Origin of the sequence: Roseibium hamelinense (genome assembly GCF_007830545.1) — a bacterium.
GTDB lineage: Bacteria > Pseudomonadota > Alphaproteobacteria > Rhizobiales > Stappiaceae > Roseibium > Roseibium hamelinense.
The window spans coordinates 215,485-230,182 of sequence record NZ_VLLF01000003.1; the positions used below are offsets into that span (position 1 = coordinate 215,485).

At 59.2% G+C, this 14,698-nt stretch carries 14 protein-coding genes; 6 read left to right on the top strand and 8 right to left on the bottom strand.

Annotation, left to right across the window (positions count from 1 at the left end):
* Position 1 precedes the first annotated feature (1 nt).
* Together JM93_RS08520 and JM93_RS08525 are read left to right on the top strand one after the other, a co-directional pair.
* Positions 2-901: a DMT family transporter gene (locus JM93_RS08520; RefSeq protein WP_145342274.1), complete on the top strand. Its 900-nt coding sequence runs from the start codon at positions 2-4 to the stop codon at positions 899-901.
* A gap of 82 nt (positions 902-983) precedes the next feature.
* Positions 984-2,231 carry a multidrug effflux MFS transporter gene (locus JM93_RS08525; RefSeq protein WP_145342276.1) on the top strand — a complete coding sequence of 416 codons (1,248 nt, stop codon included), beginning with the start codon at positions 984-986 and terminating at the stop codon, positions 2,229-2,231.
* A gap of 19 nt (positions 2,232-2,250) precedes the next feature.
* Here the strand turns inward: JM93_RS08525 and JM93_RS08530 are convergent, their stop codons facing one another.
* Complete coding sequence (locus JM93_RS08530; protein WP_145342278.1) at positions 2,251-4,293, bottom strand: 4Fe-4S dicluster domain-containing protein; 2,043 nt, start codon at positions 4,291-4,293, stop codon at positions 2,251-2,253.
* Positions 4,294-4,465: 172 nt separating this feature from the next.
* Here JM93_RS08530 and JM93_RS08535 point away from each other — a divergent pair, with 172 nt between their 5' ends.
* On the top strand, positions 4,466-5,005 hold the full coding sequence (locus JM93_RS08535; protein WP_170230591.1) for a DUF3305 domain-containing protein: 540 nt from the start codon (positions 4,466-4,468) through the stop codon (positions 5,003-5,005).
* Positions 5,002-5,715 (top strand): DUF3306 domain-containing protein, encoded by a 714-nt coding sequence (locus JM93_RS08540; protein ID WP_145342282.1) that lies wholly within the window; start codon positions 5,002-5,004, stop codon positions 5,713-5,715. Before JM93_RS08535 ends, JM93_RS08540 begins: the two co-directional genes overlap by 4 nt.
* Positions 5,716-5,791: 76 nt before the next feature.
* On the opposite strand, the gene JM93_RS08545 is transcribed toward JM93_RS08540, so the two are convergent.
* The 5 genes from JM93_RS08545 to JM93_RS08565 all read right to left on the bottom strand — a co-directional run bounded on the left by JM93_RS08545 (position 5,792) and on the right by JM93_RS08565 (position 9,626).
* A complete protein-coding gene (locus JM93_RS08545; RefSeq protein WP_208995040.1) occupies positions 5,792-6,376 on the bottom strand; it encodes a hypothetical protein in 585 nt (194 codons plus the stop codon).
* Positions 6,377-6,537: 161 nt separating this feature from the next.
* Positions 6,538-6,834 carry a hypothetical protein gene (locus JM93_RS08550; protein WP_145342284.1) on the bottom strand — a complete coding sequence of 99 codons (297 nt, stop codon included), beginning with the start codon at positions 6,832-6,834 and terminating at the stop codon, positions 6,538-6,540.
* A gap of 7 nt (positions 6,835-6,841) precedes the next feature.
* Positions 6,842-7,852, bottom strand: coding sequence for a GTP 3',8-cyclase MoaA (gene moaA / locus JM93_RS08555; RefSeq protein ID WP_145342624.1), 1,011 nt, complete (start codon positions 7,850-7,852; stop codon positions 6,842-6,844).
* Between the two features lie 213 nt (positions 7,853-8,065).
* A complete protein-coding gene (locus JM93_RS08560; protein WP_145342286.1) occupies positions 8,066-8,527 on the bottom strand; it encodes a MarR family winged helix-turn-helix transcriptional regulator in 462 nt (153 codons plus the stop codon).
* Positions 8,520-9,626, bottom strand: coding sequence for an Acg family FMN-binding oxidoreductase (locus JM93_RS08565; protein WP_145342287.1), 1,107 nt, complete (start codon positions 9,624-9,626; stop codon positions 8,520-8,522). The genes JM93_RS08560 and JM93_RS08565 overlap by 8 nt, the downstream gene beginning before the upstream one ends.
* A gap of 159 nt (positions 9,627-9,785) precedes the next feature.
* Here JM93_RS08565 and JM93_RS08570 point away from each other — a divergent pair, with 159 nt between their 5' ends.
* Entirely contained in the window at positions 9,786-11,210 is a 1,425-nt protein-coding gene (locus JM93_RS08570; RefSeq protein WP_145342289.1) for a cryptochrome/photolyase family protein, read from the top strand.
* 110 nt (positions 11,211-11,320) lie between these two features.
* Entirely contained in the window at positions 11,321-11,689 is a 369-nt protein-coding gene (locus JM93_RS08575; RefSeq protein WP_145342291.1) for a gamma-butyrobetaine hydroxylase family protein, read from the top strand.
* Positions 11,690-11,729: 40 nt separating this feature from the next.
* On the opposite strand, the gene thiC is transcribed toward JM93_RS08575, so the two are convergent.
* A complete protein-coding gene (gene thiC / locus JM93_RS08580) occupies positions 11,730-13,541 on the bottom strand; it encodes a phosphomethylpyrimidine synthase ThiC (protein ID WP_145342293.1) in 1,812 nt (603 codons plus the stop codon).
* A gap of 280 nt (positions 13,542-13,821) precedes the next feature.
* Positions 13,822-14,577, bottom strand: coding sequence for a type 2 periplasmic-binding domain-containing protein (locus JM93_RS08585; RefSeq protein ID WP_145342295.1), 756 nt, complete (start codon positions 14,575-14,577; stop codon positions 13,822-13,824).
* Positions 14,578-14,698 lie beyond the last annotated feature (121 nt).

The window sequence follows — 14,698 nt, forward strand, 5'->3', positions numbered from 1 at the left end:
CTTGGACCATCAGGATAACACCCGCGCCATCTTGGCCATGATGCTGTCCATGGCGGGGTTCATCTTGAACGATGCGCTGGTCAAGATCGTGTCCGAAGGCCTGCCGCTCGGCCAGATCATTTTTATCCGCGGGCTCTTCGCGATCCTTTTGATCGGTGTCGCCTGCCAGATCACCGGCGTTTTCAAGACCCTCAAGGTCTTGCATCACCCGCAAGTGTATTTGAGGGCGTTCGCGGAAGTCATGGCAACCGTCTGTTACCTGTCGGCCCTGTTCCGCATGCCGATCGCCAACGCCACGGCCATTTTGCAGGCCTTGCCTCTTGTGGTCACCGCTGGCGCGGCAATCTTTTTGAAAGTGCATGTCGGCTGGCGGCGCTGGACAGCGATTGGTGTCGGCTTTTCCGGTGTGTTGCTGATTGTCAGGCCCGGATTGGAAGGGTTCAACGCCTGGTCTTTACTGGCGTTGGCCGGGGTCGGATTCATGGCTCTTCGTGATATTGCAACCCGCCGGATCCCGCAGGAAACGCCCACATTCGGAGTAGCATTGATGACGCTGTTTGGGGTGACGCTTGTAGGGGGCGGCCTGATAGCGCTTGATGGCTGGCAGCCAATCGCGCCACGCCCTGTGGCCATGCTTGCGCTGGCGGCGGTGTTTCTGCTTGTCGGATATGTTTTCATAATTATCGCCATGCGCCGCGGTGAGATTGCCGTTGTTGCTCCGTTCCGCTACTCAATTGTGATCTGGGCGATTGTTTTGGGTGTATTGGTCTGGGGTGAATTTCCCGACAGTTTCACGCTGGTTGGGACATTTATAATTGTCGTCAGCGGGGTTTATACCTTCTTCCGGGAGCAACGGCTTGCCAAGGCCCGGGCCAGAGATGCGCCAGTTGGCTCGGAGTGACTCCGATTTTTGGTGATTGCGTCATTTATTTTTGCTGTCTATGGTTGTGTTTCGGGGTTTGGAACGTTTGAAAAGAAAACAAATGAGTGCTGATTTTACCGGTGAACTGGCGTATTCGGGCAAGGTTCCTGTCAAGCGGACACCGTCGCTCGGGGTCTTGATTGCCATTTCTACGGTCAGCCCGGTCGCGATAAACATCTATCTTCCGTCACTGGCCGGCATGGTCACTGCCTTTGACACGACCGCCGCGCAGATCCAGCTGACCATGTCGCTTTTTCTCGTGGCGGTCGCGGTTGCGCAGCTGATTGTCGGGCCGCTGTCGGACCGGTATGGCCGCCGACCTGTCGTGATTGCCGGCATGGCCTTGTTTGTTGCCGGGAGTGCCCTTTGCCTGATGGCCCCGGATGTCGAAACGCTTATTTTCGCCCGCATGGTGCAGGCCGTGGGAGGATGTACGGGACTTGTGCTTGGCCGCGCGATCGTCAGGGACCTTTACGAACGGGACCGGGCCGCGGGCATGATCGGTTACGTGACCATGGGCATGACTGTCGGGCCGATGGCAGCGCCTGCGCTTGGCGGGCTTTTGGATTCGGAGTTCGGCTGGCGCGGTGGCTTTTACATGATGCTGGTGATGGGGGGGGCCGTATTGATGGCCGCGATCGTCAATCTGCATGAAACCAACCACCAGCGCTCGGCAACCGGCGGGCTTGGCGGATTGCTGCGCAACTACCGAACGCTTGCCAAGGAAAAACTGTTCTGGGCCTATGCGCTGACGGCCATGTTCACATCGTCCGTCTATTTTTCCTATCTTGGCGGAGCACCATTCATCGCGGCCGATGTGCTGGGCATGGGCGCGGCCGAAATGGGCCTTTATTTCATGTTCGTTGCCGCCGGATACATCATCGGCAACGGCATTTCCGGGCGCATTACCGAACGTGTCGGAGTGGTCCGGATGATCCTTGCGGGCTCTCTGGCGCCTTCGCTCGCCGTGTTTTTCGTGGGGCTTGCCATCTATGTCGACTGGTTGCATCCGTTGACGCTGTTCCTGCCGATGTTCTTTGTTGGGCTCGGCAACGGAATTTGCCTGCCGAGTGCCATTTCCGGGGCGGTCAGCGCTCGGCCGGAGCTCGCTGGTGCGGCGGCGGGTCTGTCCGGCAGCATGCAGGTCGGGTTTGGCGCGTTGACCAGTGCGCTCGTGGCCTGGGCAGTCTCGGAAACCATGTGGCCCGGCAGTGTTTGGCCGATGGTGGCGGTGATGCTGTTTTGCGTGTTGGCCACAGCTGCATGTGTTGCAGCCGTTTTGCGCCTCGAAAATCAGGCCGTCGCCTAAGCGGCCTGAGGTGTCCCCGTCAGGTGTCTTTCAGAAAATCATCGACCGACAGGGCCTTGTCGGCAACGTAGTCTTCGGTCATCCGGATCTTGGGCCGCTCGCCGGCGGAAAACACGGACTTGTCCATGTTCCATTGAGCACTGATCCGGCAATCGTCACACATTTCGATCATCGAGATCTGCGTTTCCGAGCGGAACATGTGGTGTTTTCCGGCCAGCTGTCCTTTGATCCGGTCGATGGTCGAGCGCGTTCCAAACGCCTTGCCGCAGGAAATGCAGGTGGCCGGTTCTTCTTCATGCAGCACAGCCGGCCGCATGGCATCCGGTGCCGCGTTGAACCGGGGCTCGAGCGAGATCACTTTTTCCGGGCAGGTGGTCTGACACAGCCCGCATTGCACGCAGGCCGATTCGACAAAACTCACCTGCGGGCGGTCCGGATTGTCGGCAAGCGCGCCGGCCGGGCAGGCCGATACGCAGGCGAGGCACAAAGTGCAGCCGTCACTGTCGATTGAGATCCGCCCGTATTGCGCGCTGTCCGGCAGCGGGATCAGGGCAGGGGCCTCCGGCGATGCGGTGTGAAGCGCGGTAATGGCAAGGCGGGCAATGTCGCGCTTGCCGCCAACCGGGCTGTATTTTTGAGGGGCTTTCAAGACCGGCGTAGCGGGCGGTGCGGCAAGGGTTGCGGCAAGCATGTCCGGGTCGCCCGTGACCAGGATGTCGATGCGCCCTTCTGCGGCGTGGCCCATGCCGGACAGCAAGGCGCGGGCAAGACCAGCCTCTGTTTCGCTGGGCAGCAGCTCCTCCCGGTTTTCAGGGCTTGCGAGAACCACGACCTTGTGGGCCCCACTCAAAAACGCGGTGAGGAACGCCTCGTGCCCAAGCGTTGTTGAGGCATGAAGCCCAAGCGGCAGGACATTGGCTGGAAGCCCGCCGCCGTAGCGGGAAAGCGCGTTGATTAGGCTGGTTCCGTGGGTCTGTTCATGGATCAGAAGCACTGGCGCAGTGCCTCCGGAACCTGTGTAAACCTCCAGAAGCTTCTGAATGCGTTTCAACGCATCGTCGCGATGCGGGTACTGATAGCTTATCGCCCCGGTCGGGCAGGTGATGGCACAGCTGCCGCAGCCACCGCAAATACCGGCATCGATCGCGACTTTTTCGCCAGCAGACTGGATCGCCCCGGCCGGGCAAGCGTCCAGACACTTGCTGCAACCAGTCTTTCCGGCATGGCTGTGCGCGCAAATATCAGCGTCATAGAAAACGTAAACCGGCTTTTCGAAAGTGCCGACCATCTCCGCGGCCTCGGTCAGGGCGTTCATGACTCCAAGCCGGTCATTCGGGTCGGCACGGAAATAGCCGTCCCGGCGCTTGGGCGCCGTGATCGGCGCTGTTTCGCCCGATAGATCGACGATCACGCTGCAAGGCGCGCGGGCGCCGTCTTTCGCAAGCATGAATTCCGGTGTCTGGCGAGAAGAGGGCAGCATCGGCGCATAGCCGTTAAGCACCACCTCAAAACCGCCAAAGGAGCCGGACACCGTTTTCAAACGCCCGCAATAGACCGGAAACGGCAGGACAGCCGGCAACAGCACATCGTCCCATGCGGACATAACCAGTGTAACGGAGAGCGAGTCTTCCAGCTTCAGTGCAGCGTCCAGCGCGGCTTGTCCGGCGCCATACACAAGGCAAACACCATCCGAGTCGACGCTGAGCGCCGGGGCGGGGCGGGCGGTATCTGCCGCAAGCGCATCGGACAACAGCGCTGCGATTTTGGCCGATGCTCCAGTCTTGTCGCTAGTCCAGCCGGCCGTTTCACGAATATTGGTGAAGCGAACGCGGTCTTGCGCATCGTGATCCTCGGCGATTTCGCTAAACAGCGGCGCTTCCTGGGTACACGCGACAAGCAAGTCTCCGTCCTGCGCCAGTGCGGTTTCAAAGACACTTGTTTCGCCGCGGCATAGTTCGGTGCACACTGGCGCGGCCAGCTCGCTGTCCACCAGGCCTGCAGCGCCGGTCAGGTCCATGGTTTTGAAACAGTTGCACAGGAGGATGCGGCTTTGGGCTGACATCAACTCACTCCGGAAAAGGCGTTTCCATTCTTTTTATACGGGAAAACACTATAGCGACGCTGAGGCATTTGGAACTGTCCAAAAGGCAAAGGTGATGATCTAATTTACGCTTGCCCGGACTTTGCGGTTCGGCGCTGTTTCGCCTAGACTCGGCGAAAAGCGGGAGGAGCTTTTGGAAGCGGAAATCACTCGATCCCTCGGAATCGTTCTGGAAAAGCGCCCGAGCAGTCATCGATGGGCCGACCATGTCTGGAAGCTGGCGGGCGTGGTGCCGGATATGCCGGCAACGCAAGGCTGGCAGCTTGCGGAGATGCGACATGGCACCGAGGTCTATCATCTTGCGCCGGCAGACCTTACCTTGCACCGCCGGATGGGTGAGGCGTATGACGCCAATATCGAGACGGAAAACCCGGCTCTTTGGGTGTTGCTGGATGACGCACCGGACATGCCGGTTCCCTATGAGCTGCGCTCCGTAACGGTAGATCCCTACGAGGCACAGGGATTTATGGACAGCGCGGAAGGCCTGGTGGAGCGGCTTTCTATACCGGCCGAAATCCTCCATTGGATGGTTGCGTTCTTGAGGCAGATGCCCGAGCCGGAAGAGTTCAAGAAGCGCAAGCGGATCAAGGTCAAGGTCGAAGAAGTGAAATTCGGTAAGGACCCGATTTTCGCACCCGGCGGCAAGCGGTCTGCTGGAGACGCGCCGTCATGAGCGATCCGGAAGAAGGCTTCCTGCAACGGTGGTCCCGCCGCAAACGTGGCGAGGGAGCCGATCAGCCGTCCGACCCCGTTGCACAGACCGATGCCGATTTTGCAAGCGAGGAGAGGACTGAAAATCCGGATCAAACCGCAACGGCTTCCAGCACGGTAGACGAGGAAGCCGAAGCCAACAGGAAAGCTGCAGAGGCGGTCGATCTCGACAGCTTGACCGCAGACAGCGATTTCACGGTCTTCATGAAGCGGGGCGTGCCGGCAGCGCTGAAAACGGCGGCCCTGAGAAAATTATGGCGCTCGGACCCGGTCTTTGCCGTGCTGGATGGGTTGAACGACTACGACGAAAACTTCCGCACAGCTCAATTGTTCCCCGAAGGTGTCCGGTCAGCGTGGAAAGTCGGGGAAGGCTATAGAGAAAAGGCCGAACAAATGGCCGCCGAGAAGGCGGCGATGACAGACGATCCCCAACCCGGGCAGCCTGATGAGGAGGTGCCGTCTGCGGAGGGCCGGCCTGCTTTGTCTGAGGACGCGGTGCCCCTGGAGGCGGCGGGCTCCGATGAACAGTCGCGGCCTGACGGGCATGTTGAGGATCCGGTCAACGCACAAAACGGCCTCGGACAGGATGGCGAAGCGGAGCTGGAGCGTGGACCGAACGCGGCGGACCAAAGGGTCTCGATCCGCCGGCGGATGCGGTTTTCGGTCGACTGAAGAATCCTCGTCGCCCGATACGCACACAAAAATGCGGCGGACAGGCCGCCGCATTCAGAGCGCTGGAGCTCAAGGATCAGGTGTTGGTGATCTCGATGCCGATGGCGTCAAAGAAAGTGATGTCGAACAGGTCACCGCTTGATACGTTCAGATCCGTGAGCATGTCCGGGTTTTGAACCTTGTAGGTCCGCTCGTTGCCGTCCGGGCCCGTAAACCGGACGTTGCCGGTTTTCTTGTCGGCAGTTTCGATCTTCACCGTGACGGTCATCTGACGCGCGCTCAAACCGCTTGGCAGCCGGTCCTGGTCGGCAAGCACGACGGTTTTCGAGACATCCACCTGCGGCTTGGTCTTTTCGCTCTTCTCGATGTCGATCACGACACCCGCCAGATAGGTCACATTCAAAAACTGATTCTTGCGCACCGAGCCAATGTCAAAGCCGTCCTGCACCGGAACCGAAAACTCGTTTTTATTGTCAGCCTTGACGATGATTTCGTTGCGTGCCGGATTTGTGGTGACCACCTGGGCCTTGTAGGTGGTGGCCTCGGCGGCTGCGAAAACATCTTCGAATGTCAGATCGGACTGGGCGGAGGCTGTGCCGGTGAGGGCAAAAACGGACAGGGTGGCAGCTGTCAAAGCGCCAATGAGCGAACGGGAAACCATTTTTAAAAATCCTTATGCCGTTTGAGACAGGTCAACATCTAACCGCAAAGCGTGACAGGTTCAGGAATGCGGCCGACCTGCGATCAACGGAACCTTCCGTTGGGCTTGCGGCGCTTTCATGGATGACAAAACTGTTAGGAAAAAGCCCGGTGTTCGGCTCATCACTCCGGTGGAAACTGGGCTTCGCAGAAACCGACGGCGCGTGCCCGGAAAGTTTCATACTGGGCATCCGAGACCACGCCATCGGCGCGCATCTTGTCGACATCGCCGACCCGTTTGGCCAGACAAGCGTCCAGCTCTGGATTTCCGGTGCCCTCGGTTGATGGTCCGGACGAACCGGTGATCATCGCGACCGTATCCCGGAGGATCGGCACATCTTCTCGGCCTATCCAGATCATTAGGCCAAGACTGGCACCGGCGATTGCAAGCGCCGTCACACGTCCCGCAACGCCGTCCATGGCAGGCCTAGCCGCCTGTCACGCTCATGTGGCGGGACACGGCCGGCTGTTTTGTCCGCCGGTCAATCACGAAGTCGTGGCCTTTCGGTTTGCGGCCGATGGCCTCGTCAATAGCATCATTCAAAAGCTCGTTGGCTTCCGATGCGCGCAGTGGAGCGCGAAGATCCGCCATGTCGTCCTGACCGAGGCACATATAAAGCTGGCCGGTGCAAGTCACCCGTACCCGGTTGCAGCTTTCGCAGAAATTATGCGTCATCGGAGTGATGAAGCCCATCCGGCCCCCGGTTTCCTTCACCTCGACATAGCGCGCCGGACCGCCGGTCTTGTAGGGAATGTCTTCCAGGGTGAACTTGTCTGCCAGCGTTGCGCGCACAAGGGACAGCGGCAGATATTGGTCCGTCCGGTCGCCGTCGATTTCGCCGAGCGGCATGGTCTCGATCAAGGTGAGGTCGTGCCCGTTGGCGTGGCACCATTCCATCATTGGGATGATTTCATGCTCATTAACGCCTTTCAGAGCGACCATATTGATTTTGATCTGCAGTCCGGCGTCCTTTGCGGCCTCAATGCCGTCCATCACTTTTGCCAAATCTCCCCAGCGGGTGATGGCCTTGAATTTCTGTGCGTCCAGCGTGTCGACCGACACATTGATGCGCCGCACGCCGTATTCATAAAGCTCCGCTGCATATTTCGACAGTTGCGAGCCATTGGTGGTGAGGGTCAGTTCCTCGAGCAAGCCGCTCTCCAGATGGCGGCCAAGACTACGGATCAGGGACATAATGTTCTTGCGCACCAGCGGTTCGCCGCCGGTCAGGCGCAGCTTGCGTACACCCTTTTCAATGAACGCGGTGCACAGCCGGTCAAGTTCCTCCAAAGACAGCACTTCACGCTTTGGCAGAAAGGTCATGTCTTCGGCCATGCAATAGACACAGCGGAAGTCGCACCGGTCAGTCACGGACACACGCAGATAGCTCACGGCTCTGCCAAACGGGTCAATCATTTGCGGGGCAGGCGCTGGCATATCCTGATCGGCGCCAAGTTTGATGGAGGACGGCAATGCTACGCCTGATGTCGCGTCGGTGCGGCCACTCGCCATGAAGGTCTCCCTCGTGCCGGACCGTGTCCGGTGTTCTGCTTACTTCTTTATATTTGAGAGTATTACACTCACAAAACAAGGCAAGTGCTTCAAAAGACAAACTGCACGGGGACTGTGGAAGCCAGCGGGCTGCCGGTTTTATGGATCTTCAGGCTCGTTGCGATAGGCGTCGAGGAACACGCGGATCTCCTCCAGCGCGGGCACCAGCGCTGAAATCTTGTCGGCGGGGATGGCAGCGCGCAAAGCCTCCATGTCGTCATCCAGCAACTTGATGGCGTCGTCGCGAAACTCACGTCCGGCATTGGTAAGCCAGACTGTCTTGCTGCGGCCGTCTTTTGGATTGCTTTTCAGGGTCACGAATGCGCGCTGAACCAACCCCGAGACCGTGTGGGTCATCGTGGTCTTCGGCACCTGAAAGGCGCGCGCGAGTGCCAGGGGCGTTGCGCCATCGCCAACCCGCACAAGATGGTTGAGCACGCTGAAATGCGGCAGCAGCACACCTTTTGGCAGCCGGGCTTCAAACTGCGCCCGGCTCAGTTGGCCAATGATGTTCACTTCGTTGAAAAACGAAAAATATAGATGACGGTCTGCGTTATCCATTCATGATCCGGCTTCGAAGGGGCCATCTCGGCGTCGGGCCAGTGTCAGGACCGAATCCGATGCGACCAAGCATTTGAAGGGTCTCACCCGGTTCGGCAAGTCTTTCGTGGATGTCTTTGCGGATCTCCTGCATTTCCGCGTACTCCTGAAGCGCCTGACTGACCGGATGAAGCGCAAGGCCAAGACGGGTGGTCTCCAGGTTGAGCCTGAGCCATTGGCGGCCTGCGGCAATCTGGTGGTGCCGGGTGTTTCCCGGTGTCTTGATCAGGATATAGGCCGGAGTTGCGGCCAGCATGGTCTTGTACATGTCGACCCCCGACTTGAAACCGGTCGACTCAGGGTCAAGCTGGCTCTCGCGGGTCAGCACACCGGCCAGCATCAGGCTTTCCAGAAACGGTCCGCCCAGGTCTATGCCGTCCGGATTGGCGTTGATTTCCGCCTTGCCGAACCGCATGAGGTCGACGCTTTCCTTGTGGGTGCGCGCAGTGGTGGATTCGATCTGCCAGGCGCGCCAGGTCAGATCGCGAAGGTAGGCAACGTCCGCTTCTTCGGTGATGAGCGGCCCGAAGGCACTGAGTGTTCCGGAAACTGCCTTCCCGGGCAGCGGCCGCATGTCGAAAGGCTCCTTGCAGGTGCGCCGATCGAGGAGATGGCGGGCGAGCGGGTCCGGTTCGGCGCCCGTTTCCAGGGTGATCCGGGCAACAGGCCCGGTCTCACCGTCCGGATACAGATCGATTGTCGCGTGGTGGCCGGTCATTGTCGCTGCAATCGCCAATTGCTCCAGAAAGCACCCAAGACCAATAACCAACTGCCGCTGATAGGGGTCGGTGTGCGGCAGGGCCCGTGTTGTGTCCCGGTGTAAAATGAACCCGCTTCCGCCGGTCAACTCAACAAGCCAAGGCTGAAGGTTGTGTGGGCTGGGCGCCAGAATGGCATAGGACAGCGCGCGAAGGCGCGGGTCTTCATAGGCGCCTGCATCCTGCCAGGGAGCCAGCGCCCGCGACGGTGTGCGGGTTGCCAGAAATCCACTGGCGGCAACAGCGGCGAAGATCGTTCCGCCACCCAGGATCTTCAATGTCTGACGTTTGGAAAGGGACATGCCATCACTCCATTTAATGCGATATCGTATTATATAGTACGATATCGCATTAAATTAAAGGCCCGGCTTGACCTATTGTGAGATTGATCTTTCCAAGGCACTTGGGCGTAGCAGAGCGGTATCACCTTGTAATTTGCGGAAGAAAGAGACTGAGACCTCATGACAATTATCGTCTGGCTGCGTCAGGATTTACGGGTGGCGGACAATCCCGCCCTGCATGAAGCTGCAAAGCACGGTCCGGTGCTTCCCGTTTTCATTCTGGAGCCGGACGATCAGCCGGGCCTGAAACATCCGATCGGCGGGGCGAGCCGGTGGTGGCTGCACCAGAGCCTCACCGCCTTGTCGAAGGATCTGAACGGCCTTTCGGTGTTTCATGGCGATCCGCAGGAGATTCTGCTCGGCCTGGCCAAACGGCATGAGGCGGCCGCGGTCTATTGGAACCGGCTGTACGATCCGCATGCGGTCAAGCGAGACACGGCGATCAAAAAAGCACTGAAGGACGACGGCTTTGAAGCGGAAAGCTTCAAGGGATGCGTGTTGTTCGAGCCCTGGGAGATCGAGACCAAGACCGGCGGGCCCTACAAGGTCTACACCCCGTTCTGGCGCGCGGCGAAGGCTGCCGGGGTCGGCGCCCCGCTCAAGCGGCCCGAAGCGCTGGAAGTTGTGGCAGATGAAGACAGCCTCGCTATAGCCGATCTGAACCTGTTGCCGGCGAAACCGGATTGGGCAAAAGGCTGGTTGGATATCTGGTCGCCGGGAGAGGCAGGGGCGAGACAGCGCCTTGAGGCGTTTTTTGCAGACGGCCTGGACGGTTACGGCGACAAACGCAACCGGCCAGACCTCCCGAATGTGTCGCGGCTGTCACCGCATCTGCATCACGGCGAAATCTCGCCGCGGCAGGTTTGGGCCGCAACCCGGCACCTGTGCGATGACAAGCCATCCTTTGAAGATGATGCGGACAAGTTCCTGTCGGAACTGGTGTGGCGCGAGTTCTCCTATCACTTGCTGTTTCACTTCCCGACCTTGCCGGAGGAAAACTGGAAGGATGCGTTCAACGCCTATCCCTGGCGCTTCAGCGAAAACGATCTCAAGGCCTGGCAAAAAGGCAAGACCGGCTACCCGATTGTCGATGCCGGTATGCGCGAACTCTGGCAAACCGGCTACATGCATAACCGCGTGCGCATGATCGCCGCCAGCTTTCTGGTCAAGCACCTGCGCATGCACTGGCACCATGGCGAGGACTGGTTCTGGGACACGCTTGTCGATGCCGATCTCGCCAGCAACTCGGCCAGCTGGCAGTGGGTGGCGGGCAGCGGCGCGGATGCCTCGCCTTACTTCCGGATCTTCAACCCGATGACCCAGGGCGAGAAGTTCGATCCCGAAGGCGATTACATCCGCAAATGGGTGCCCGAGCTGAAGGACCTCGACACGGCCTATATCCACGCGCCCTTCGAGGCGCCGGACAAGGCGCTGATCAAGGCCGGGATCAAGCTGGGCGACACCTATCCGGAGCCGATTGTCGATCACAAGACGGCGCGGGAGGCGGCGCTTGCCGGATATGAGAAGGTCAAGTCTGCGAACTAGTGCGGCGGGGCGGATCTGTCCGCGGGCGGTCGGGCGCTGGTCCCCGCCGGTTCTGCTTGAACCCTATCCGAAAACCGCCTAGGTCAGGTTTAGCTAGGCGAGGGATTTTCATGAGCGACAAAAACGAAGCGTGGCCGACCGAAATCCGGCTCAAGAATGACAAGAAGACACTTGTGGTGTGCTTCGATACCGGTGAGAGCCATGATTACACCGCAGAATATCTGCGGGTCTGCTCCCCGTCTGCGGAAGTGCAGGGCCATTCGGCCAGCCAGAAAAAAACAGTTCCCGGCAAACGCGATGTCGGCATCATGAAAATCGAGCCGGTGGGCAACTACGCTGTGCGGATCCATTTCGACGACCTGCACAATTCCGGCATTTTCTCCTGGAGCTATTTTCTGGAACTGGCCCATGAACGCGACAAGCACTGGGGCGGATATCTCAAGGACCTTGAGGAAAAGGGCCTTAGCCGGGATCGTTAAGGCATGTGCCCCACACTCGCCGAGCGTGGGGCATGTGGTGTCAGCCTTGCTCAGCGGCTCCGTTGACCGGCATGTAGAGATCCCCGCCGGTGCGGTACTTCATCGCCATGGCTTCCGTACCCTCCTTTTGCGCCTCGGCCCGGATGTCGTGCGAGATCCGCATGGAGCAGAATTTCGGCCCGCACATGGAGCAAAAATGCGCCACTTTGTGCGCTTCCTTGGGCAATGTCTGGTCGTGAAAGTCCCGCGCGGTTTCCGGATCCAGCGCCAGGTTGAACTGGTCTTCCCAACGGAACTCGAAACGCGCCCGTGACAGCGCATCATCGCGCGCTTGCGCGCCCGGAAGCCCTTTGGCGAGGTCCGCCGCATGGGCTGCGATCTTGTAGGTGACCACGCCGGTTTTCACGTCTTCGCGGTCCGGCAGGCCGAGATGTTCCTTGGGCGTCACATAACACAGCATGGCGCAGCCATACCAGCCGATCATCGCGGCCCCGATGGAGCTGGTGATGTGATCGTAACCTGGTGCGATATCGGTGGTCAGCGGGCCCAGGGTATAGAACGGGGCCTCGTGGCAGCACTCCAGCTGCTTGTCCATGTTTTCCTTTATCTTGTGCATTGCGACATGGCCCGGCCCCTCGATCATCACCTGACAGTCCTTGGCCCAGGCAATCTTGGTGAGCTCGCCGAGGGTTTCCAGCTCGGCAAACTGGGCTTCGTCATTGGCATCGGCAATAGACCCCGGCCGCAGGCCGTCGCCTAGGGAAAAGCTCACGTCATAGGCCCGGCAAATGTCGCAGATCTCGTCGAACCGCTCGTAAAGAAAGCTTTCCTTGTGATGGTGCAGGCACCATTTGGCGATGATCGAACCACCACGCGACACGATCCCGGTCACCCGGCCAACCGTCATCGGCACCATGTGCAGGCGCACGCCCGCGTGAATGGTAAAGTAGTCGACGCCCTGTTCGGCTTGCTCGATCAATGTGTCGCGGAACACGTCCCAGGTCAGGTCCTCGGCAATGCCCTTCACCTTTTCCAGCGCCTGATAAAGAGGCACGGTTCCAATCGGAACCGGCGAATTGCGCAAGATCCATTCCCGTGTGTTGTGAATGTTGCGCCCGGTGGAAAGGTCCATCACGGTATCGGCCCCCCAGCGGGTTGCCCAGACCATCTTTTCAACCTCTTCTTCCATGGAGGAGGTCACGGCGGAGGTGCCGATATTGGCGTTGATCTTGACCCGGAAGTTCCGGCCGATGATCATCGGCTCCAGTTCCGGGTGGTTGATGTTGGCGGGCAGGATCGCGCGGCCTGCCGCGATTTCCTGGCGGACAAATTCAGGCGTGACGATATCGGGCAGAGTGGCGCCGAACGCGTCTCCGTCGCGTTGGCTTGCCACGGATTCGCGCTTCAGGTTCTCGCGGATGGCCACGAACTCCATTTCCGGCGTGATCATGCCAGCCCGGGCATAAGCGAGCTGGGTGACAGCCTTCCCCTTTACCGCTTTCAGGGGCGCGCGCTTTGCGGGAAATTCGGGGACCAGATGGTCGCCCCGGGCAAAGCCGTTGTCTTCAGGCCTGGTTTCGCGGCCCGCATAACTTTCGGTGTCGCCACGCCGGGCAATCCAGTCCGCGCGCAAGGCCGGCAAGCCCTCGTGAATGACCGGGACAAATTCCGGATCGGTGTAGGGGCCCGAGCTGTCATAGACCGGAAGGGGTGGTTCGCCAGCGGTCGGATGGGTGGAAATTTCGCGCATGGGCACACGAATGTCGTTATGCACGGCGCCGGGAACGTAGATCTTTGCTGAAGCGGGCAGGGGGCCGGTGGTGATGGCCGGTGTGGCAGTATGGGGCGTCAAATCGGTGCTCCTCAAGCGATGGGCTCAAAAAGACACAGGTGACAAGGGTGCGGGAAACGGCAGAGCCCAGGCGCGCTGGGCAAAGGCAAATCCGGACGGCGATGCACCGTGCGGGCAACCGGGCTTCCTACGCCAGTATCAACTGGGTCAGGTTCAAAGGGTCGCTTCGCCCGGCTTGCTGCCTTGTCCGCCTCTCAGTCCCCTTGGCGGGACCCCCCTGCAACTTTGAAAGGGTATTGGGTCTGGCGATTCAATTCAAGAGCGCGTTGGAGGGGCGTGCTCAATCCCTTAGTGCGACACCAAGGGCGGGCAGGCTGTCTTCGAATTCGTATTTCTTGAAAATACCGTCGATCAAACCGGTGCGGCGGCCTTCATCCCAAAGCTCGCTCAGCTGTGCGATCACCGAGGGGTCGGTTTTTTTGCTGCAAATCAGCTCGGCATAACTGCGGTAAAAGTCTTTGACCTTCACCAGATTTGCAATGCCCATATCGAGTGCCAACGGCTCGATTATGTTGGATTGCGCGATAATGAACTGCGATCGGCCCGAAGCGAGCATGCGCAGCATCTGCTGGCGGTCTGAGACTTCAAACACCCGCAATCCGAGGGCTTTTGCAACGGTGGTGCTGGCTCCGCCCGCAAGGGTGATCACGGGTCTGTTGTAGTCCTTCAAAGGATCCCGGTCCGGATCGGGCGGCAACAGCGAATAGGAATAGACCGCGTAGCGGATGTCGAATACGGGGCGCACAAGAACGAAATTTTCGTCATCAACTTCTGAGGCGATGACACACACACCGGGCCGGTGGTTCATGACTTCAACAACCCGCTTGATCGGTGCGTCCTTTATCTCAAAAGAGCCAGCATATTTGCTTGAGAAATAGTCATAGACTTCATTGCGCAAGGCGATGAGGTCGATGCTCTCGAGTTTGTAGGTATAAAGGGTGATTTTGGGAGCAGCTGCCACGCCGTGGCCCGACAAGACTGCAAGCCAGACAAGCGCAATTAGATGCGTCAGAAAATATGGCACTTTGCGCGGCATCTGGGATCTCCGATTAGAAAATTTCCGCTACATCAAAATACTACGAAATTCCAACTGTTCGGTGTCACCGGTTCGTCGTTTTTGGGTTTTGGATAATCATTCCTTGCAAGACGAAACACCT